Raw genomic sequence first — 20,817 nt, forward strand, 5'->3', positions numbered from 1 at the left:
TTGACGTGTCTTAGTGGTTGATCAGGTTTTCGCCCTCGTACAGGAGAGCGTGTGCTGCCGAGGCCCGTACACGGACGCTCTCCCCTACGGCGAGATCCGGGTCTTCCCCGTGTTGGGCGTACCAAAGGGCGCCGTCGATGTCCACGACGTACTGCCGCCGGCCACCTTCACCGAGGGCAACTTGGGTGATGACACCTTCAACCTCAATATCGCCTGGCTGTGGCTGGACCGAAGAGGAGAGCCTGCGGACGTGGGTGTCCCGGGATCTAACGAACAATTGCAAGGAGTCGTTGCCTGCCGCGGAAGCAGCAAGGGACTGGCTGCCCTCGATCATGACCCCGCCATGTCGGAGCCCACCCTCGCTCCTGGTGACCGCGAGCTTGTTGCGGACCCCCAGGAAGTTTGCCGCATACGGAGACACAGGACGGGCATAGACTTCGGCCGGAGGGCCGACCTGTTCAATTCGTCCTTCCCTCATGAGTACTACACGGTCGCCCATTTCCAAGGCTTCTTCCTGGTCATGGGTGATGTGGATGGCCGTATAGCCAAGAGCGCGATGGAGGCGGAGAAGCTCGGTGCGCAGGGAGACCCTGAGCAGCGCATCGAGTGCGCTGAGAGGTTCGTCGAGAAGGAGCACAGCCGGTTCGTAGACCAGTGCACGGGCAAGAGCCACACGCTGTTGCTGACCACCGCTCAACTCTGCTGGGAGCCGCTTGGACAGCTGTGTGCACTCGAGTGCTTCCAGGACTTTCGCGACACGTTCCTGCCGCTCCGCCTTGGCGATTTTCCTCATCTTCAGCGGATACTCAACGTTCTGCTCGACGGTCATGTGCGGCCACAGTGCGTAGCTCTGGAAGACCATGCCGACGTTGCGGGCGTTCACCTTGGTGTCGATGGACTTTGCTGCATCGTAGACAGATTTGCCGCCGATGCTGATCGTCCCCGCAGTGGGACTTTCGAGCCCGGCAATGCAGCGGATCAGTGTGGATTTTCCACACCCACTGGGCCCGACGATAACTACGTATTCGCCTTCTTCGACTTCAAGGTTGAGGTCCGAGATGGCATCAACTGTCCTGCCCTTAGCCGCGAAAGACTTCCCGACACCGGTCAGGGATGTGCTGATGGGCTTCACAGCTTTTGAGGTTTCCATGGTGGAATTCCTCTCTTCAACGTTTGCTGTACTCACTAGAAACTCTCCAAAGCTTGTTTCCCGCCACCGATTCTTACCGTCAGGGTCAGAATCGCGGCGGTTACGAATGTGATGATCAGAGACATGACGGCAACTTCGGGTGCGGCGCCCTCTTGTCCCAGTTGATAGAGGAGCGTGCCCATGACCTGTTGGCCTGGGGCCTGCACCATCACAGATACTGCGAAGTCATTGGTCAGCATGACGAAGGCCAAAGCCACGGCGGCGGCAATGCCGCGGCGGGCGATTGGCAAGGTGATCGTTGCGATCATGCGGAGCTGGCTTGCCCCGCTCACCCGGGAGGCTTCAAATAATGACTTGTCCACACCGATCAGGCTCGAATACTGAGACCGAAGGGCGAACGGCAGAGCGATGAATGCATAACCGATCACGAACAGAGCCAGTGACCCGTAGAGAGAGAACGGTGGGCGGATGAAGACAAAGACGATAACCATGCCAAGCAGTGCTCGCGGGACGGCCAGCGGAGCAATGAAGATGAAGTCCAGGGTCTTCACGACGGGACGTGGAGCTTTGATGACACCGCTCAAGGCCAATGCCGTTATGAAGCCAAGCGGAACCACAACGGCTACTGCCAGAGACGAAGCTATGAGGCTGTTGGAGATTGATTGTCCAACGTCAGGGTCCTCGAATACGGTGACGAAGTTCTGAAGGGTGAATGTGATGTTGGCGAGGTTGCCGTCCCAAAACGGGGAGAACGCCACGAGCACGATGGCGACGAGGGGAAGACCGACGACAAAGACGGCGTAGCCGATGACGAACGCAGCCGCTCCCATCGAGGGCTTTCGCGTGATGCCACGTCCGGTGCTCGATGTGATGTAACGGCGCTGGTCGCCCACGACGCGGCGTTGGACCAAAATGGCGGTGACACCGAAAATGAGCAGGGGCAGGCCGAGCGCTGCGGTGAGGGGGTAGTCGACCGGGAAGTCTTCGCGCAGCCGGAAGATTTCCGTGGAGATGACCTTGATGTTTTCTCTGGTCCCCAGGAAGAGGGGTGCGGTGAACTGCCCAATTCCAGTCAGGAAAGCGACCACGACGCCGGCAATCAAGCCCGGCCGCAGCAAAGGGAAGGAGATCGTCATGAAACTGCGCAGGGTTGATGCGCCGGCAATTCGGGCTGCGGCCTCCACGGAGCCGTTGATCTCCAACAACCGTGGGTAGACGAACGCGAAGATCATGCCGGTAACTTCGATACCTGTGAAGAGGATGATCCCGGGGATGGTGTAGATGTCGATGGGGCCGTCTTTAAGACCGTCTAGGAAGGGCAGCCCTCTCAGCAAGGTGTTTGCGTACCCCACCGTGGGATCACTGATGAAGATCCAACCGTATACAAACGCGACGGGGGGAATCACGAGCGGTATCTGCGGCATGAGGGCAGCGAATGACTTCATCCCGGCAGGAACCCGCAGAGCTGCCGCTGAAAGCGCCACCGCCAAGACGGCGCCGATGATGGTCGACCCGCCTGCCAGCAGAACCGTTGTCAGCAGAGTTGAACCAATATTGGGAATTGCGAAAAGCCGTCCAAAGGCGGAACCGCCGTTGTCGAAAATCCGCGAGAAGAACAGGCCCACCGGCCAGATAATCAGAAACGCCAGCGCTGCGGCGAGGGTGTACCAGGTTGCCGGGGTCCGCAGCTTCGCTGGCTGGCTCCGTCGCGGCGGCGTTGGGCGGCTGCGGCGACTAGCACTCTCAGCCTCTTTGTCTTGTTGCTTCGACTCCATTGTCGGACTCGTCATGAGCGATCTCTCCTTCTTCCGCCGCCGGACGGGTGTGACAACCGGTCCGCTCGACGACGCCTTCTGAAGCTCGGCGTTCTTTGTCGTTTTAGTTGCTTGAGCGCCAGAAGCTTTTATTGCGTCTCGGGCGTTGCCGGGTTCCCTCTCGGGAGAGCACCGCTGGTTGTGGGGGTGACCGACAACCAGCGGTGCTCTATACCGTCAGCCTGTTATCCGCCGAATCGGGGAGTCCAGTACTTGGCGATCCATGCATTCCACTTGTCCGTGGTCCATTCCTTCGGGTCATAGGTTTTGACCTCGCCCCACGGGATGGCTCCATCGACCTTCAAGGGCACTGTTGCCGGGGAAATGTTCTTCACAAAGGACGTGGCCCCGTCCTTGCCCATCAACCAATTAGCCAGCACCTGTGCCGCGTTCGGGTGCGGTGCGGTCTTTATCGCAGCGACGTTGTAGTAAGCGCCCGTAACGGCTTTGGTGGGAACCGTTTCTACGATCTGTGCACCCTTGGCAATGAGGGGTGCTGTGGTACTGGACTGGCCAGGAACCGCGTAGTCGAAGGAACCGGCAGCCAGGGCCTGAGCCAAAGCCGTGTTGCCAGCTGACACTGTGTGGTTGGTCGCGGCCAGTTGATCCAGGATCTTGTCGCCGAAGGTTTCCCGAAGGGTGTCGTAATAGAAAGCCGCCGCAACGGACACGTGCGGGTCATTTAGCCCGATTTTGACTTTCGGGTTGGCGTTCAGCAGGGACTGGGTGTCCGTGAAGACCTGTTGTCCGGTTTTGCTGGAAATTGTGTAGGGGAAACCGAAAATCGTCGCGTAGCTCTTACCCTCGAGCCGGTCCTGCCAACCTTCCGCGGAACGATCCGGGCTGACACTCAGTGAGGCGAATTTCTCTGCTGCGTAGCGGTCCGAGAACCACCCAGGAGAAGCATGCATCACCAGATCGGCGCCCTTGGCCTCGGCGTCCATTTCCTGGTCCAACTTCTGGATGAGGTCGGCCGTGGCGGCAAAGGTCTGCTTCACCTTGATCTTGGGGTATGCCTTCTCGAAATCGGCGATGACTTTATCTGCGCCACCGAGCGAAAGATAGAGATTGACTGAACCTTCCTGGTTTGCCGCTTCAACGACTTTGTCCCAGGCGGAGCTATCGGCAGTACTGGGCGGGCCGGCTGACACTTCAGTCGCCGGGCTGGAACCTCCACACGCTGTCAGACCGAGCGCCGTCAGCCCGATGATGCCAGCCATGGCCGCGGCTCGGGAACGACGCTTCGTTCCTCGAAAAGGTGAAAAGAACACCGTTGGTCTCTCCTTCGAGTCCGATCCGAAATGCTAGTCCGTTAGGGCGGACTCCGATCCAAATGGAACGTCATTCTGTACGCTCGTACCGTAACCCGAACGGAGTTGCAGGGTCAAGGGTGTTTGGAAGCGGCTTGGGCCGAGGTGGGTTGGTTTGCGGTGGGAGGTGCGAGATTTCGGCCCAACTAAACCCTCAGCCCCTCGATTGACGCTTACCGCTCTTCTATAATAACGTACAAGCATTCATAAATACGTACTTGGCTAGGTTGTCAGCTTCCAGTCATACGTATATGAGAACTCTTTGATCCCCTTCCATACTTCCCATGGACGTTGGAGTCTTATAGAGGGCTGCGCGACCCATCAACCGAAACGAAAGCAGAGAGAGCATCAGCATGAAAGTCGGATACATCGGATTAGGGCACATGGGCCGAGGCATGGCTCTGAACTTGGTCAAGGCAGGCCATGAAGTAACGGTTTTTGACCTGTCGGAAGAGGCAATGTCTGCATTGGTTTCTGCAGGTGCCTCGGCTGCCTCCAGCGTCGGTGACCTCACAAAGTCCGTCGACCTCGTGTTCACGTCGCTTCCCGGACCTCCTCAGGTTGAGGCCGTTGTCCTCGGTGAAGGAGGCATCCTGGAGAACATCACCGAAGGCCAGGTCCTGTTTGAGCTCTCGACAAGTTCCCGGGAATTGGCTCTACGCATTCATGACGCCTTCGGCAAGAAAAACGCCTACATGCTCGATGCGCCGGTGAGCGGTGGCCCGGCCGGCGCTCAGTCAGGTGACATGGCATTCTGGGTTGGCGGTGATCGAGAGATCTTCGACCGATATGTAGAGGTTCTGAAGGCCATGGGCGACAAGCCGCGCCACGTCGGCCCGATCGGTTCCGGAACCATCGTCAAGCTCGTCAACAACCTGACCGGCCAGATTTTTCTCACTGCCATGGCCGAAACCTTCTCCGTCGCAGTTAAGGCAGGAGTCGATCCCTTGGAGCTCTGGGATGCCCTTCGACTAGGCGTTATCGGCAAGGGGTCCGCACTGAACATGCTTACGGGGCAATTCCTGCCCGCCCGCTTTGATCCTCCCGCCTTTGCCCTCAACCTGGCCCACAAAGACGTAAATCTCGCCACGCAACTCGGCCGTGAACTGGGGGTTCCTATGCGGCTGGCGAACCTGACCCTTGCAGAAATGACCGAGGCCTTGGGCAAAGGCCTCGGTGAAAAGGACTGCCGGATCTACCTGCAATTACAGCTTGAAAGGGCTGGCGTAAGCATCGCTGTCGATCCCGAAGAGCTCGCAAAGCGCCAAGCCACATCGCCCGGCCAAGACGCCTAGCCTCATCGCTCCAGCCATATTCGTCGGCCAACCCGCTCCCCTGCCCGAAGGAACCAATCCCATGGCCCTGAACGCATTAATGACACTCAAATTTGGTATCGACATCCCGAATAGCAGCGAGAACCTGTTCGCCGGGCATTTCTTCCCAGCACCCAAGTCCCGCCGTCGAGGCGTACTCCAGGTCCTCGTCCACGGCAACTCATACGATCACCGGTATTGGAACGCCGCCACGATCAACGGCCAGGACTACTCATACGCCAGCTACATGACCGCCGAGGGTTTCGATGTCTTGGCCCTTGACCTCCCGGGTGTCGGCGACAGTGACCGCCCTGACGGACATTCAGTGTCTCTCCAGTCAGTGGGAAATGCGCTCGGCAATCTTGTCGCCTCATTGAAGAAACCTGAAACGATCCCGGGCCACACATTTGAGCACGTGGCGCTGGTAGGCCACTCCATGGGTGCCTCGATATCTGTCTACACCGAGTCGCGTTGGCCGGCAGCGGATTCCCTCATCATCACGGCCACAGGCTTCTACGCGGGGCGTCCGAGGTCTGCTTGGGCGCCTGGAGCGCGTGAGGCTCTTCTCAGCGAACCGTATGCCTTGGTTCCACAACCGGGTCGGCTGAAGTTTTATCACGAGCCCAGCACTGACCCGGCTGTGATCGCCTACGACAACGAGGTGCTCAGAACATCGATTCCTAGCCGTTTATGGTCTGACTGCATCTCCTTGCAGGATGACCCTGATGCTGGGTTCGCCGAGGTTAGCTGCCCTGTCTTTATTCAACTTGGTGAGTACGACCCGATCCTGCCCGCAGAGTTTGCAGAAGAGGAGCGATCAATCTATCGCTCGGCGGCGGCCACCGCCGTGGATCCGATTCCGGGAATGGGGCACTCGTTCAATCTGCACCTGAACAGGCAACAGAGTTGGACTGGCATCAGTAACTTCCTGCTCCACAACACCAAAGTGGCTACCGAACCTACGACCGGCGCAACTGCACCAACTAACTAGGAGAAATGACGTGCGAGGGCTCCTCTTCCACGGCGAACGCCAGCTGGAACTAGCAACATTCGATGATCCAACTCCAGCTGCTGATGAAGTAGTTATCGAAGTGAAGGCTTCCGGGATGTGTGGGTCTGATCTTCACACCTATCGTGGATCACAGGTGTCCTCCCCCATGATTGGAGGACATGAACCGGCCGGGATCGTCGTTGCGACGGGTTCGCAGGTATCGACGGAATGGCTCGGCCGCGCAGTCATGATCCACCACTACCTTGGCTGCCGCATGTGTGATCAATGCAGAACGGGTTGGACACAAATGTGCCGCAACGGGGCACGAGCCATGGGGGCAACAGCGCCAGGAGCCCACGCAGATTTCATGACAGTGCCCCTGAGCACAGTGACCACGGCACCCGAAGGTCTCACGTTCCTGGCAGCAGCATCCATCAGCTGCGGCACGGGTACAGCCTGGGGCGCCCTTAACAGGCTACAGCTGCGTGGCAATGACACTATCGCCATCTTCGGACAGGGTCCCGTCGGACTCGCCGCAACACAACTGGCCACAGCCATGGGAGCACGGGTGATCGCCCTTGACATCTCACCCTCGCGTTTGGAGAGGTCTCTTGAGTTTGGTGCTACCGCCACGCTTGACCCAACTACGGTCGACTCCGTAGGGGACGCCGTCAGGGATCTCAACGGCGGTCGCGGCGTCTCCAAGAGCCTTGAAACGTCGGGGGCCTCAAGCGCGGCAAGGGGCGTGCTCGACGTCCTCGACCTTTGGGGTTCAGCCTGCTGGGTCGGGGTTGGATCCACCGTCAACTTCGACGTACAGGACCTGCTGTACCGCCAGATCACGGCCATGACGTCCTGGACCATGTCGATTCCCGCGATGCAGGACTGCGCACGGTTCGTCGTCGACCGCGGTGTCGACGTCGATGCCCTTTTCACGGAACGCTGGAGTCTCGACCGGGCCGAGGAAGCGTACGAACTGTTCGAAAAGCAAACGTCAGGAAAGGGCGTCTTCATCGCGGAGCACTAATGGTCGCGGCATGACTGCCCTACATCTGGCGCAACTGGAACAGCCACCCACCCTGATTTTCCCGTGAACCGATAACCCAATTCAACGATCGAGGTACTACAAGGAAGTAAGGCCATGACTCTTAGACTGCCACCGACCCGTGAAACCCACACGAGCGCCATATCTGAACATGGAAGGCCGATATCGCCTTTCGTTCACACGGAACGGCCAGACTGGCCATGGACATGGGAACCCACGCTCGGGGAACGAGTGGAACTCAGACGATCAGAACGAGTCCTTCGTCGAGGAAGGATCGAGGCCGTCATGCATGATTCTTCCGGCTTCTGGCTAGAAGCCGACGGCGTGGATCCCCGGATCTTTGTCCATATGGACGGCAACGATTTCCAAATAGTGCCGTTCTAACCCGGACGGAAACGCGCAGTGCATGGTCAAAGGATTTGCAGGTGACCGTCGACCAAACAGAAACGTTCGCTGAGGTTTAACCAAAAGGAGAAAGTATGCACACGCGAATACTTGGACAGGGACTAAAAGTTTCTGCCATTGGATTGGGCTGCATGGGAATGTCTCAAGGTTACGGACCAAACCCCGGAGACCGAAACGCCATGATCCGTGTTCTGCGTAGCGCGGCGGAAAGCGGCATCACCTTCTTCGACACAGCTGAGGTGTACGGCCCATATGTCAACGAGGAACTCGTAGGCGAAGCTCTCGCCCCGATCAGGGAGGACCTGGTACTAGCCACAAAGTTTGGTTGGCGGATCGAGAATGGGAAGACGGTGGGACTTGACAGCTCCCCCAGCCGCATCAGGCAAGTTGCTGATGAATCTCTCCGACGACTGGGAGTCGAAACACTCGACCTCTTCTACCAGCACCGTGTCGACCCAAGCGTTCCCATCGAAGACGTTGCCGGGACCGTTGCCGAACTCGTAAAAGCCGGAAAAGTGCGCCACTTCGGCATGTCCGAGGCCTCCGCGGCAACCATCCGAGCCGCACACAGCGTATACCCAGTCACAGCTGTCCAAAGTGAATACTCCCTTTGGACAAGAGACCCCGAAGCACAGGTGCTGCCTACTCTCGCAGAGCTTGGAATCGGATTTGTCCCATTCAGCCCGCTTGGCAAGGGGTTCCTCACTGGCACTGTGAGCGCCGAGACTCGCTTCGCAGACGGAGACGTCAGAGGCACGATCCCCCGCTTCACGGCGGAGAATCGAACCGCAAACCAAGCACTAATTGAACACATAGCCGAACTTGCCGTAGGAAAAGAGGCCACCCCCGGACAAATCGCCCTGGCATGGCTCCTAGCCCAACAGCCATGGATAGTACCCATCCCCGGCACCCGTCGGGAAGAACGGCTGGAAGAGAACATACGATCAACATCCGTGGGGCTGTCCGCAGATGAAATCGCCGACCTCGACTCGCTGGCATCTCGAATCGGAGTAAAAGGCAACAGATATAACGAGCATCAAATGGGCTTGGTGGGGCGCTAATCAGCTCGGTACTCACCAGTCAGAACGGGGCTGGTAGGACACACCTGGCCAGCCGCAATCAACCAAAGATCGGGATGGGTCCAAATAGGGCGCCAAGCAACTCACTTCGAGCGTTCGCTTTGGCGGCTTCCAGTTCGCATAGTGGTCGGCCAAGCTCACCCTCGCACTGCCAAGGTGCGCCATCGTTTCTCCCTGTCCCATCAATGGTAATGAACCCCAGCTGTTGAGAATGCCAATATGAGACGCTTTGCTTGGACGCTGACCGACCACATTTTCATAGGCACTCTCGACGCGCGCGTCGCTGCCCGAGCCGTCGCATCTAGGGATCCCTTGATAAGACCTGGATGGAGAAAATGCACACTGTGGGATCCCCCGGCCCTCGCTAGGATGTGCTTCACTCAACAACCGTTTACGAGACTTACGTGTCCCGATACCCCTACGTGTCAGGCTGGAACGGTACCAAGGGCTCATAGCAAGTCCGTTTGATCGCGTGGGGCGAGAACCAGGAATCCAGTCATCATGTCCAGTCCGGTTTTGAATGCAGTACGCGAAGATAGTGCTGTGAGTAGGAGTAGTAGTAGTTCTGGACCCCGGGCGGGTGGTCCGCGTTCCCGCCGGTCTTTCACGGCGGCGCAGAAGCTGGAGTTTTTGGCCGCGTACGAGAGCGCGTGCGAGAACAGTGAGGGTGGTGCGTTCCTGCGCCGGGAAGGCCTGTACTCCTCGCAGATGACCGAGTGGCGGCGGCTGCGTGACGCCGGTTCCCTGGCCGGGAAGGAACCCGGGGAATCGATCGGGAAACTGACGGCGGACCAGGCCGAGAACGCGCGTTTGCGCCGCCAGTTGGAGGTGAGCGAGAGCCGGCTGAAGAAGACCGAGGCAGCCCTGGAACTGATGGGAAAACTACAGGCGTTCTTAGAGAGCGCCTCAGAGGATATGCCGGACGAGCCCCGGTCCAGGAAACGCTGATGGCCGTCTACCGGTCGAGAGGGTGTTTCATTGAGTGTGTAAGGGTCCGGTCTCTAACTAGGGTGTGACCTGCGGTTTCACCCCTGAAAGGACGGGCCCTCTTGGCCGAAATCAGTATGACCACTAACCCCCTTGAAGGCGTTTTGAGCGCCGATCAGATCGACGCGCTCGTCACGGCTGCGGAGGACCTCGGAGAGGGCCGCAACGGTGTTGAGGAACTCCTTGCCCGGATGACCCGCGCGGTCCTGGAACGGGCCCTGGAAACGGAGATGAGCGACCACCTCGGCTACGAGTCCGGGAACCCCGCAGGGCAGGGCACGGGCAACTCCCGCAACGGCAAGACAACCAAGAGCGTTCAGACCCTCCAGGGGCCTGTGCAGGTCACAGTGCCACGGGACCGGAACAGCTCCTTCGAACCGGTCATCGTGCCCAAGCGGGCCCGCCGGTTGGGCAAGGTCGAGGACATGATCCTGTCACTCTACGCCCGCGGGATGAGCACCCGGGATATCGGTTCCCACCTCGATGAAATCTACGGGACCAAGGTCTCCGCCGCGACGATTTCGAGGGTGACGGACGTGATTGCCGATGAGGTCGCCCAGTGGCAGAACCGGCCGCTGGAGTCCGTGTATCCGATCGTCTACATCGACGCGATCTGGCTGAAAATCCGGGACGGCGGCGTGGTGGTGAACAAGGCCTGCCACGTGGCCGTGGGCGTTGACGTGGAGGGCCGCAAGCAGGTCCTGGGCCTGTGGCTGGGCACCAGCGAAGGGGCGAAGTTCTGGGCCAACGTGCTCACCGAAATCCGCAACCGCGGAGCCGCCGACATCCTGATCCTGTGCTGTGACGGGCTCACCGGGCTGCCGGCAGCGGTGAACAGCATCTACCCCCAGACCGTCGTGCAGACCTGCGTCGTGCACCTGCTGCGCTCGGCCATGAAATACGCCTCCTACGGCGCCCGCAAAGCCATGGCCCGGGACATGCGCCCGATCTACACCGCACCGACCGTGCAGGCGGCCGAACTGGCAATGGAGGCCTTCGCGGAAACCTGGCAGGCCACGGCTCCCGGGGCGGTGCTGGCCTGGCGGAACGCCTGGGAAGACTTCACCCCGTTCCTGGCCTTCACCCCGGAGATCCGCAAAGTCATCTACACCACGAACCAGATCGAATCGATCAACTACCAGCTGCGGAAGATCACCAAAACGCGGGGCTCATTTCCTTCCGACGAGGCCGCGATCAAGCTGGTCTACCTCGGGATCAGAAACATCGAAACGACCCGCGGCGGTGAACTCGGAACCGGCACCCAAGGCTGGCACCAGGCACTGAACGCTTTCGCCGTTCAATTCCCCAACCGACTTCCGATCTGACCACCCGGCAGACCGGACAACCGACCGGTCCCTTACACAGAAAACTTGACACCCCCCCGGTCGATGCTGGAACTGAAGATCCCCTCACGCCGGGCCGCGTCCTTGACGGGCGTTTCCCGGACGACCGCGAACCGCAAACCGGCCCCGCCGCGGGACCATGCGCCGGTGGTGCCGAAGAACAAGCTCAGCGCCGCCGAGCGCGCCAGGATTCTGTCGGCATTGAACTCACCGGAGTTCGTGGACCTGGCACCAATGCAGGTCTACACGAAGCTGCTGGACCAGGGAATCTACCTGGGATCGCTATCGACGTTTTACCGGGTGCTGGAGGAAAACAAACAGGTCAAAGAACGCCGCCGGCTGGCCAAACATCCGCCCCGGACAGTGCCTGAACTGGTGGCCACGGCCCCGGGCCAGGTGTTCACGTGGGACATCACCAAACTCGCCGGCCCGGTCAAGGGCAAGTACTTCGACTGCTACATGATGGTCGACATCCACTCCAGATTCATCGTCGGCGCGCACGTGCACGGCACCGAGTCCGGGGTGCTGGCGGTGGAAATGATGAAGGGAATCTTCGGGATCCACGGCATCCCCCAGGTCGTGCACGCAGACCGGGGAACGTCCATGACGTCCAAGACTGTGGCCGCGCTGCTCTCGGACCTGGAGGTCACCCGGTCCCATTCCAGGCCCCGGGTGTCGAATGACAACCCCTACAGCGAGGCGCTGTTCAAGACCCTGAAATACGGTCCGGAATTCCCCGAACGCTTCGCCTCGGTCCACGACGCCCGGGCATTCATCAGCGGCTTCGTGGACTGGTACAACCATCACCACCAACACTCCGGAATCGGCTTCCACACGCCCGCGAACGTCCACTACGGCCACGCCGCCGACGTCGCCAAAGACCGCTCGGCAACGCTCGCTGCAGCCCGCGCGAAACACCCCGAACGCTTCACTACCAGCACCGACCCCAAAATCCTCGCCCTCCCAGGACCAGCGTGGATCAACCAACCCAAGGAAACCACCGAACAGTTAGCCGCCTAACTCCCGCTGGTACCGTTCAGCTTGAAAAATTCCGATACCCTCCTCAGCGCAAAGTAGGAGTGTGAGAACGAAGGAGGTAACCCCGTGGACTTCACGACGGCCGGTCTAGAGACCTTTGGGTTTTCAACGCCGGTGCGCTTTCAGGAAATCCAACGACGCGATGTGCTGGGGGCGGAACGTGGTGCTTCAGACATCGGAGGTGTCTATGTTGTGCATAGACCTCGGTTAGACCTAGCTGGATCTACGGAAGTGGTTTACATCGGCAAAGGGTCACTTGGAGCGCCGAGACGCCGAGGTCGTCAACGCGGGCTCTGGCACCGCATCAGGCAATACCGCAACGCGGTATTCGTCGGGGGAACAAGTCACGACGGTGGAAAGTTGCTGCGAGACCTGCCGGGTAAAGAGCATCTTTTGATACAGGCAGTAGGTCTGCGAGGAGGCCACGACAAGTGCCTTGAATACTTCCTTGTGGACGCCTTTCGGGAGCAACAATCAAGGATGCCGCAAGCGAACCTTATCTCTCCTCCTAAACCAGCTTCCTGTTGCACGGAATTGGATGCTGCAGCTGAACACCGAGTGTCGTTGCCGCCAGTGTCCAAAGCACTGTGATCTGCACCAGTATCACGGCATACTCTCGGGAAAAACTCGCAGAACCCTGCTGTACAGATCGTGTGAAGTCTGCGAGGGGTCCCACTCGATGAGGTGAATACCTTTCATACTTACTTCCGACAACGGAATGTTCAGTGGCGATGGCGGGATGATGATTACACCACCGTCGGCTCCTTGTTGGTCTATAACCCGCTGCAGCCTGTTGCTGATCTTTGCAAACAGGGGTCGGCTAGGTACGGATTGTTTCACTTCCACGATGATCTTCTGGGATCCAAGATTAACGATGGCATCCGCTCCAAAATCGCCCCTAGCTTCGGCTTGAAAGCCCCCGAACTGGTGCCTAAGGGCATTCAGGACCTCGTCTGCGTAGTCCTTCTCATAGGCCGTCAGCACCCTGCGCGCAGATGCGCTTGAGGGAGACGAATTTGGCAATGTGTTGATCAACGCTCGGAGAGAATTGGCTCCTGCCGCATCGAGGTTGAGGCCATCCGGGCTGGTACTTCCTCGCTGCTTCGGCGAGGTGCCCCTTTGCTTCACAAAGTCGTTCAGATAGTGATTGAGGATCCCGCCGACAGCATCCTTCTGGAACGGAGCTCTGGCCGTGTTTGCCAGAGATGTCATTAGATCAAATGCCAACGACAGTGGCAGTTGCGCACTCCCCTTCTCACCGTCGGCGTTTGGGGGAATTAGTCGGTCTGTGACCCACTCGAACTGTTGCCACCATGCCTGATCTGCGGCTTTCTCTTTAGTGTGGGCCAGTTGGCTAGATAGCGACCAAGCACCAATACCGGCGGCTATGACGGCGAAGAGCCCGGCCATCGCCGGGCTCGTAACGAATCGTCCACCGAAAGAGATCCAATTCTGCTGCGGTCCCCACAGTAGAAATAGGCACACCGCCTGAACCGTAACGGCCAGCAGGATTGTGGCGGCATAGATGCCCAAAGCCATCCGAAAAGCTGGTCGCGCCACCACCCTTGGCTTCGTCATCGCGTCACGGTCTGCCTGATCACTCTCGACGGTGACCGCCTTGTTATCCATGAAACCGAGTTTAGATGTCCATAGGCGCGTGGATGATTGATGCCCAGGATGTCTAGATTTCTAGCGGCTCATGCCTTTTTGGAGGAGCTTTGTCTGTCCGCTGGCTCCGCGCGTTTTGCGGGCCTTGGGGCTTCTTCCAGGTGCGCTGGCTACGGCTGAGCTGGGCGGGGTGCCTTGGTCTTGGTCGGCGCTGAGTCTTGCTTGGATTGCTTCTTTGTCGGCGACCCCGTCGAGGCTTGCTGCGAGTTCCTGCCGGCGCCTGGCCGAGTCGTACTTGATACCGGCCTCGTCGCGGAGCGCTTCGGGGCGCTGGTTCTCGTCAGTGACGTCCTGCTGGCGGTCGCGGTCTTCGCGTTCGGCGTCGGCGAGCAGGCCAACTGCTTGTGAATTTTCTTCGCGGGCGGTGCCGCGTTCCTTGTCGGCTTGTTCGCGGTCGCGTTCGGCTTCGGCCAGCGCCGTGGCCACAGACGCTTCATCGGCACCGAGGTTATTCACGTCCAGTCCGTAACGCTTCTGCACCTGGTCCCTGATGGTTTCGGCAGCGTCGCGGGCGGCCGGGTCGTGAGCCTTCCAGGCTGTGGCTGTTTCGTGGACTCTTTCGATGTCCCGGCCGGTGGCGGTGTCCCACCAACGCTCGTCCTTGACGGGGGCCAGTTGCGCGCGGGCCGCTGCCCGTTCGGCGTCGAAGCGTGCCTGCAGTTCCCGGGCTTGTTGTTCCTCAGCTGCCTGGGCGCGACGGAGTGTTTGTTCGCGTGCCCTGGAGAGTTGTTCGCCGAGGCGGCCTGCTACGGTCAGACCCACACGGGTGATGCCTTCGATGGCCTCGTCAATGCCGTCGGATTCACTCATGGTTCCTACCCCCTGTAGGTTGTTATCTCTCGATGTCCGGGCGGGTGGTACCGCTCCGGCTGGTTGCGTGGTTCTTGGCTTGCTCGTACGTCGGTGGCAGCACCGGACCAACGGGCCGTCCTGGGTCTTGGCCGGCGGTGCTTGCCCGTGCCGCTTCGGCTGCTTCACGGTCCATGACCGTGGTGGTGGAGGTGATGGCTGGCAGCGCGGCGGCGACCTGGGCGAGTTGGTGTTTGACGACGTCGCTGATCTGCCGTGCCCGGCGCAGGTCGTTGGAGGCTTTGTGCATGTCGTGGACGGCCTTGGCGACGTTCAGCAGCTGGCGGAGCATGATCGCCTCGGCCGCGGTCCCTGTACCGCCCATGGTGGCTGCCATGAGCATCAGGGACGCGCCCTTCGCCGACGGCCCGACAGTGCGTACAGGACGGGCCGGGTAGCGTCGCAGCTGCGCCGTTTTGGACAGTTCGTCGGCGGCGGCGGCCAAGGGTCCCGGGGTGGGTTCGGTCGCTGTTGACCAGGCCGCGAACGCGCCGGATGTTTCGCGGGCTACCTGCGCCCAGGTGCCGTGATCATCGAACGGAACCGTCCGTAGGGTTTCGCGGAGCCGTGCGACTTCGTCGCTGTAGTGTGCCCACAGTTGCGGGTCCGGTTCGTGCGCTTCCGCACCGGCACTGATGGGTCGGCGGCCGCGTGCGGCGGCGCCCCATTCGGCCACTGCCGCGGTCGCCTGTTCCGGGCTGTCCGCCCAGGCGCCGCGCAGCCTTGGGAGGGTCAGGTCCTTGGCCAGGTGACCGCCACCGAACCAGACAGGCCGGACACCTTTGGGCGGTCGTTCGGCCACCGAGTACCCGACGATGACGTCGTCCCGGCCAGCAGCGTAGCGGGGTTTGATCATCGCCCCGGTACGGCGGAAGCGGCGCACGAACTCGGCCTCATCCGTGGCGGCCGTCGCGCAGGCCCGTACCTTCCTCGCCAGGGATCGGCGCTCGGGTTCCTCCACTCCCCTGCGCTCAGCTGCTTCGCGTTCACCCGGCCGCAGGCCACGCTGTGCGTAGACCGGGGAGAGTTCCTCCAGTCCGTACTTCTTCTCCAGGGAACGGGCCGTTTCCTGGGCCCGTTTGTAGTCCAGGTGGCTGGACCATTTCGTGCCGTCTTCACGGACCATGGACGCTGCGATATGGATGTGGTCGTTCCCGGCTTTGCTGTGCCCGTGACGGACGGCCACCCACGCGACAGGTGCTTTGCCGCTGGTCTCGGTGAAGCCCATTTCGTCCATGAAGTCGTTGGCGATCTCGGCCCACTTCTGATCCGTGAGGTCGCCTTCCTCGGCGCGCAGGCTCAGGGAGCAGTGCCACACGTGCCCGCCGTTGACCTCGACGCCGAGGACGTTCTTGGCCTGGTCGAGCTGGTGCGCGATAGCGACGGCCGCGTCACGGTTCAGCTGGTCATCGTTGTGCCAGGCCATGATCGGCCCGGACCCCGCGACCAGGTGCGGGTCGGTGTGCTCATTCGACCGGCCCGGACCGGCCAGGTACACCAGCAGCCCGGACATCCGCTCACCCTTGGTGATGTTCGGGATCATCGGCGCGCCAGCCCGTAGATCGTCTCGTTGACCCGCTCGGCAATGGCACGGACACGGTTCAACACCACCCGGGCCTCGGCCGGAAACTCGTCCTTGGCGTTGGCGTGCTTCGCCAACTGGTTCACGTTATTCGACAACGCCGCCAAGTACCGGCGCACCGCCATCAACTCCGACGCCACCGCCCGCCGCTCCGACAACGACTCCGAATTCTCCGCATACAGTGCACCACTGACAAGGATCTCCGACGCGCTCCGGCCCGTCTGCCCCTCAAGGATCAGCAGACGCGTGCGCTCCTCCTCCGACATCGAAACCCGCACGTACTGGGTCTTTCCCTTGATGTTGGCACGACGACGGCGACCCACACCACGCCCCGGAGCCCTCTCATCGGCCATGCCGTCACCGCCCCTCTCCTTGCCCAGCGCAGCGCCCCGGAAACCCCGGGATCACACCACCAGTGTGACAAACCCTCGACCCAGAAGTCGAGGAACAAGCCCACTTATGGCACATAAGTGTATAGCTTGCTCCGCCCAAGCGGCTCAGATGCTCTACGCACCCGTTGGTTGGTGACGGTAGTACCCTGCAGGACGCTGCGCGTCTGTCCTTTGAAGCAACGACTGCGTCGTTCCGTTTCGGCAGGTTGAGGCTACTGCCCGGGCCTTCCTTGGCAAGTCGGTGCCGCCGGCTTTCGCGGCATATCCTCACTTCGTTCCGGCATTCCACGGTCCGGCCTCCCCAACTGGCCAATTCCCTGCCCGGTCAAGTGCTTTCGGGCGTGCCGAAAGGAACGCGGCATAGGGACAGCGAAAGGTACAGTTGTGGCTCTCATCTCACCGACCAAAGTGGCCCGCCAATATGGCATCTCCGCAGCACTGCTGCGGCAATGGCGACGCCAGGGCATCGGCCCCGAATACTTCCAGTTCACGGCACGCACCATCAGTTACGCCGATGACTACCTCCAGGACTGGTTCAACGACCCCAACAACGCCCATCTCCTCCCCCAACCCGTTATGACAGGGGCCGGAACAGCGTGCGCCCTGGGGCGCGTCACCCACACTCATGCCGTGGTCAATGGTTAGGCTGGAACCCATGGCGAACCTCGATATTGAACAGACACGAAACCAAGCCCGCGCACTGCTGGACTCGCGCATCGAATCCGTCACCGAACTGGTCAAAACCCGTCAACGGATCACCGACCTGAAAGACCAGCTCGTAGCCGCCGAACGCGACGACAAACGCGCCTACGTCCAAGCCACGCGCGACGGCTGGAGCGCCGACGAACTCAAAAAACTCGGCCTCGAACCCGCCGCCGTAAAACGCCGCAGGAACACCAAGCGCACAGCCAGTAGCGACCAAGAGGGTGCCAATCAGGAGCAGGACACAGCATCCTGACAGCCCTGAGGATGACACGGACCGGCACGCGAAATGAGCCGCAAACAGTGGCTGGATGATTCAGCCTCGCGGCCAATGGATCGCAAAAAGAGGTTCCGCTGCCACGACAGGGCGGAGCCTCTTTCATGTTCTCAGCCGCATCGGAAAGGCCTCGGGTGAACCTCGATTTGATCTTGTGGTTCACACATCCAGGCAGGATGCATACTGGCCGTATCATCCACGCATGGAAGAGGAGCATCCAATGAAAAAGCTTCTATGGTGCGCAGCAGGCACTTGCGCGTTGCTTACCTGTTTCGCGCAGCCGGCAACAGCAGCTGAGGCATCGCCGAACTATGGGGCCTGCGTCTCCACAAACGCAGTGAACCCAAAGACGGATATGACCGGCCCCATGTCCCTTACCGCTTACACGGCGAGCAACACGAAAGGCGGGACCTTCTGGACAGCCATCCTCGCAAGCGACGGAGCAGCCAAGTTCCACGCCGTCGCGCTCTGCGACTGGTAGCCACCGGCCGAACGAAACTGCCAAGAAAACCAGCAACTACTTGCGCTTCGAAACTCCGGGATGACACTGCGCCAACGCCTGAACCATGCCCCGGGAGATGGACCGGGCTGCGGTTCAGGCGCGGTCTTCGCGGCGGGCGGTTTCTTCGCGGGTGCGCCGGCCTGGTCGGAGGCCGCCGGCGGGGATCCCTGGCCATGGTTGGCCGCCGTTGTACTTGCGCTGGACGCGTCGCAGTTCACGTCGGACGGCGGCTTCGACGAAGTCATTCGCCGAGCCGTACCCTTCGGCCAAACCAACGTTTTTCAGGACGGCGCGGATCTGCTCGGCGTCGTCCCGGGTGAACTTGGCGCTGATGGAGTTGTCGTCCCGTTTAGGCAGGGGCACGTGCGTCACTGTCCTTTAGGTCGTTGCCGGGAAGATCATGCCAAGAACGTAGAACACGACCATGATCCCGGCCAGCGCATAAACGGCAATCACCGTCGGGGTCGATGCCACCCGCGCGGCCCACACGTCCGGGCTCCGCTTCGCCAGGGCGCCGGCGGCAAGGACGAGCAGGCAGATGAGCGCGGTACCGATGAAAGCCGTCCTGGAGAAACCGTTCTCCGCGAACCACAGGGCAGCGACCAGGCAGAACACCGCCATCAGGCACAGGGCCGCGTCCTGGAGCCGGGACCATGTCGTCAGCGTCATGAGTGGTTCTTCTTTCTCGTGTGGACTTCACGCCCGTGGGTGCGTGAGGACTGGGCCTGCTCCGAACCCACGTCCGCCTCGACCCGGCATGCGGTGTACGGCACCCGTGGGGCCTTGCATGCCTCGCCGTTGGTCAAAGGCTTATCCGAAGCCCGGAGCCCTGCAACTGTATGTACTCGTGGGCGCCCCGACGTGACGCTCCCGGCTGTCTCGCTTGGGTGGTTCAGGAGATTTCCTTGCCGTTCCTGGTCAAGATGGTGCGGTTGAAGCCGTCCGCGCCCTGGACGGTGATGGTCCAGTGCCGGAAGGGCTTGTCTTCGTGGCCGTAGATCAGTTCGCCACCGTGTTCTGCGTGCAGCTGGCGGGCGATTTTCTCGCCAGGGTAGAGCCTGCCTTTAGCAACCGCATGCTCGTCGACTGCCCGCTTCCACAGCCACACAGCCACCGGGATCCAAAGCAGGGCCAGTGCTGCCGGGATGATGGCCAGGGTCGACGTCGCGTCGCCGGCGGCAATGACGGCGATAAGGGAAGTCAGCGCCCAGATGAGCCAGATGCCGAGAAGGGTGCCGACCGCCGCGATCACGTACTTTCCTTTGTAGGAAATGAAATCGTAGGTCAACATTCGGGGTTTCCTTTCAAGAGGCTTCTACCTGCTGCTCCGTTGACGTCGTAAGAGTGGACGCACTCAGGGGGCGGCCGCTCTAACTGTGCTGGTAACGCATGTCTTCAGGGTCCATCTGCGGTTGTCGATGTCTGGTTTACTGTCGGGGTCAGCGTAGCGGCTGGCCCCGACAGAACAACTGCTTAGAACGGCGGTTCGGCGTCCGGTCCGTTGGCCCAGCTGCCGGAGCCGGCGGCCTGCTGCGGGGTCGCCCACGGGTCGTCCTGGGGTGCCGCGGCGGTCGTGTTGGTGTTGCCGAAGCCTCCTCCCGGCTGGCCTCCGCCGCCGGAGCGCTGGGTGCGGTTGACCTTGGCGTTGGCGTATCGGAGGCTGGGGCCGATCTCATCCACCTCGAGCTCGATAACGGTGCGCTTTTCGCCTTCTTTGGTTTCGTAGGACCGGGACTTGAGCCGGCCGGAAACGATCACGCGCATGCCCTTGGTCAGGGACTCCGCGACGTTCTCCGCGGCTTCCCGCCAGACCGAGGCCCGAAGGAACAGGGTTTCGCCGTCTTTCCATTCGTTGGTTTGCCGGTCGAAAGTCCTGGGTGTTGAGGCGACGGTGAAGTTCGCGACCGCTGACCCGGAAGGGGTGAAGCGAAGCTCTGGGTCGTTGGTGAGGTTTCCGATGACGGTGATGGTGGTTTCGGCGGCCATGGTGGGTCCTTTTCCTCGTGCGCTGGTGTTCTCGGTGCTGGTTTCGTTCTGAGGATCTGTCTCGTGCGGTTCGGCCCGGTGTGGTTCGGTGGTGCCGGGTTGGGGTGGTTCGGTCAGTTGGTACTGGTCGGCGATGTCCGGGTCCCACGCGAACGGGTCCGTAAGGCCCGCGCCGATGGGCCAGTCCGGAAGCCCCGGGGTGACCTCGGCGTCGGTGACCGCTGCGAGGTCGTGCTCGTCGACGTCATATGGTTCGTCGGCGGGGGTGGGGACGGTGATCCGGGCCGAAGGGTTGGCGATCCGCCCGAATTCTTCCAGGTCCGCGTAGGGTCGGGGACTGGTTCGGAAGCGGTCGTTGTTCTGCTGCTCTTCGGTGCTGGTCAT

Annotated in this window: 20 protein-coding genes and 1 pseudogene; 10 read left to right on the top strand and 11 right to left on the bottom strand. The window is 60.8% G+C overall.

Annotated elements, in window-relative coordinates; genetic code table 11:
- Nucleotides 1–10: 10 nt before the first annotated feature.
- The 3 genes from ACZ5G6_RS23740 to ACZ5G6_RS23750 all read right to left on the bottom strand — a co-directional run bounded on the left by ACZ5G6_RS23740 (nucleotide 11) and on the right by ACZ5G6_RS23750 (nucleotide 4,184).
- Nucleotides 11–1,150: an ABC transporter ATP-binding protein gene (locus tag ACZ5G6_RS23740; protein ID WP_498692079.1), complete on the bottom strand. Its 1,140-nt coding sequence runs from the start codon at nucleotides 1,148–1,150 to the stop codon at nucleotides 11–13.
- 35 nt (nucleotides 1,151–1,185) lie between these two features.
- Nucleotides 1,186–2,940: an ABC transporter permease gene (locus tag ACZ5G6_RS23745; RefSeq protein WP_498692080.1), complete on the bottom strand. Its 1,755-nt coding sequence runs from the start codon at nucleotides 2,938–2,940 to the stop codon at nucleotides 1,186–1,188.
- Nucleotides 2,941–3,149: 209 nt separating this feature from the next.
- Entirely contained in the window at nucleotides 3,150–4,184 is a 1,035-nt protein-coding gene (locus ACZ5G6_RS23750; protein ID WP_498692082.1) for an ABC transporter substrate-binding protein, read from the bottom strand.
- A gap of 443 nt (nucleotides 4,185–4,627) precedes the next feature.
- On the opposite strand from ACZ5G6_RS23750, the gene ACZ5G6_RS23755 reads away from it, so the two are divergent.
- From ACZ5G6_RS23755 to ACZ5G6_RS23785, 7 genes and pseudogenes are all read left to right on the top strand, one after another.
- A complete protein-coding gene (locus ACZ5G6_RS23755; RefSeq protein ID WP_498692084.1) occupies nucleotides 4,628–5,569 on the top strand; it encodes an NAD(P)-dependent oxidoreductase in 942 nt (313 codons plus the stop codon).
- Between the two features lie 79 nt (nucleotides 5,570–5,648).
- On the top strand, nucleotides 5,649–6,578 hold the full coding sequence (locus ACZ5G6_RS23760) for an alpha/beta hydrolase (protein ID WP_498692087.1): 930 nt from the start codon (nucleotides 5,649–5,651) through the stop codon (nucleotides 6,576–6,578).
- Between the two features lie 10 nt (nucleotides 6,579–6,588).
- Nucleotides 6,589–7,605: an alcohol dehydrogenase catalytic domain-containing protein gene (locus tag ACZ5G6_RS23765; protein ID WP_498692089.1), complete on the top strand. Its 1,017-nt coding sequence runs from the start codon at nucleotides 6,589–6,591 to the stop codon at nucleotides 7,603–7,605.
- Between the two features lie 497 nt (nucleotides 7,606–8,102).
- On the top strand, nucleotides 8,103–9,089 hold the full coding sequence (locus ACZ5G6_RS23770; RefSeq protein ID WP_498692093.1) for an aldo/keto reductase: 987 nt from the start codon (nucleotides 8,103–8,105) through the stop codon (nucleotides 9,087–9,089).
- Between the two features lie 648 nt (nucleotides 9,090–9,737).
- On the top strand, nucleotides 9,738–10,055 hold the full coding sequence (locus ACZ5G6_RS23775; protein ID WP_498692095.1) for a hypothetical protein: 318 nt from the start codon (nucleotides 9,738–9,740) through the stop codon (nucleotides 10,053–10,055).
- Between the two features lie 116 nt (nucleotides 10,056–10,171).
- Nucleotides 10,172–11,419 (top strand): IS256 family transposase, encoded by a 1,248-nt coding sequence (locus tag ACZ5G6_RS23780; protein ID WP_498692098.1) that lies wholly within the window; start codon nucleotides 10,172–10,174, stop codon nucleotides 11,417–11,419.
- Between the two features lie 63 nt (nucleotides 11,420–11,482).
- Nucleotides 11,483–12,457, top strand: a pseudogene (locus ACZ5G6_RS23785) (transposase); the annotation flags it as partial.
- Nucleotides 12,458–13,078: 621 nt separating this feature from the next.
- Here the strand turns inward: ACZ5G6_RS23785 and ACZ5G6_RS23790 are convergent.
- Genes ACZ5G6_RS23790 through mobC form a run of 4 tightly spaced genes read right to left on the bottom strand, consistent with a single transcriptional unit; the run spans nucleotide 13,079 to nucleotide 16,927 of the window.
- Nucleotides 13,079–14,104: a hypothetical protein gene (locus ACZ5G6_RS23790; protein WP_498692101.1), complete on the bottom strand. Its 1,026-nt coding sequence runs from the start codon at nucleotides 14,102–14,104 to the stop codon at nucleotides 13,079–13,081.
- Nucleotides 14,105–14,164: 60 nt separating this feature from the next.
- Complete coding sequence (locus ACZ5G6_RS23795) at nucleotides 14,165–14,953, bottom strand: hypothetical protein (RefSeq protein WP_498692102.1); 789 nt, start codon at nucleotides 14,951–14,953, stop codon at nucleotides 14,165–14,167.
- Nucleotides 14,954–14,975: 22 nt separating this feature from the next.
- Nucleotides 14,976–16,535: a relaxase/mobilization nuclease domain-containing protein gene (locus ACZ5G6_RS23800; protein WP_498692103.1), complete on the bottom strand. Its 1,560-nt coding sequence runs from the start codon at nucleotides 16,533–16,535 to the stop codon at nucleotides 14,976–14,978.
- Complete coding sequence (gene mobC / locus ACZ5G6_RS23805; RefSeq protein WP_498692106.1) at nucleotides 16,532–16,927, bottom strand: plasmid mobilization relaxosome protein MobC; 396 nt, start codon at nucleotides 16,925–16,927, stop codon at nucleotides 16,532–16,534. Before mobC ends, ACZ5G6_RS23800 begins: the two co-directional genes overlap by 4 nt.
- Before the next feature lie 423 nt (nucleotides 16,928–17,350).
- Here mobC and ACZ5G6_RS23810 point away from each other — a divergent pair, with 423 nt between their 5' ends.
- The 3 genes from ACZ5G6_RS23810 (at nucleotide 17,351) to ACZ5G6_RS23820 (ending at nucleotide 18,426) form a co-directional block, all read left to right on the top strand.
- Nucleotides 17,351–17,611: a hypothetical protein gene (locus ACZ5G6_RS23810; protein ID WP_498692108.1), complete on the top strand. Its 261-nt coding sequence runs from the start codon at nucleotides 17,351–17,353 to the stop codon at nucleotides 17,609–17,611.
- A gap of 10 nt (nucleotides 17,612–17,621) precedes the next feature.
- Complete coding sequence (locus ACZ5G6_RS23815; RefSeq protein ID WP_498692112.1) at nucleotides 17,622–17,924, top strand: hypothetical protein; 303 nt, start codon at nucleotides 17,622–17,624, stop codon at nucleotides 17,922–17,924.
- Between the two features lie 241 nt (nucleotides 17,925–18,165).
- The gene (locus ACZ5G6_RS23820; RefSeq protein ID WP_498692114.1) at nucleotides 18,166–18,426 is read left to right on the top strand and encodes a hypothetical protein; all 261 of its coding nucleotides are present in this window, start codon (nucleotides 18,166–18,168) and stop codon (nucleotides 18,424–18,426) included.
- A 114-nt stretch (nucleotides 18,427–18,540) separates the two neighbouring features.
- Here the strand turns inward: ACZ5G6_RS23820 and ACZ5G6_RS23825 are convergent, their stop codons facing one another.
- The 4 genes from ACZ5G6_RS23825 to ACZ5G6_RS23840 all read right to left on the bottom strand — a co-directional run bounded on the left by ACZ5G6_RS23825 (nucleotide 18,541) and on the right by ACZ5G6_RS23840 (nucleotide 20,817).
- Complete coding sequence (locus tag ACZ5G6_RS23825; protein ID WP_498692116.1) at nucleotides 18,541–18,810, bottom strand: ParB family protein; 270 nt, start codon at nucleotides 18,808–18,810, stop codon at nucleotides 18,541–18,543.
- Between the two features lie 15 nt (nucleotides 18,811–18,825).
- Entirely contained in the window at nucleotides 18,826–19,116 is a 291-nt protein-coding gene (locus ACZ5G6_RS23830) for a hypothetical protein (protein ID WP_498692120.1), read from the bottom strand.
- Nucleotides 19,117–19,339: 223 nt separating this feature from the next.
- Nucleotides 19,340–19,738 carry a hypothetical protein gene (locus tag ACZ5G6_RS23835; protein ID WP_498692121.1) on the bottom strand — a complete coding sequence of 133 codons (399 nt, stop codon included), beginning with the start codon at nucleotides 19,736–19,738 and terminating at the stop codon, nucleotides 19,340–19,342.
- Nucleotides 19,739–19,920: 182 nt separating this feature from the next.
- Complete coding sequence (locus tag ACZ5G6_RS23840; protein ID WP_498692122.1) at nucleotides 19,921–20,817, bottom strand: single-stranded DNA-binding protein; 897 nt, start codon at nucleotides 20,815–20,817, stop codon at nucleotides 19,921–19,923.

It is taken from the genome of Arthrobacter sp. TmtSoilC51, assembly GCF_055388015.1.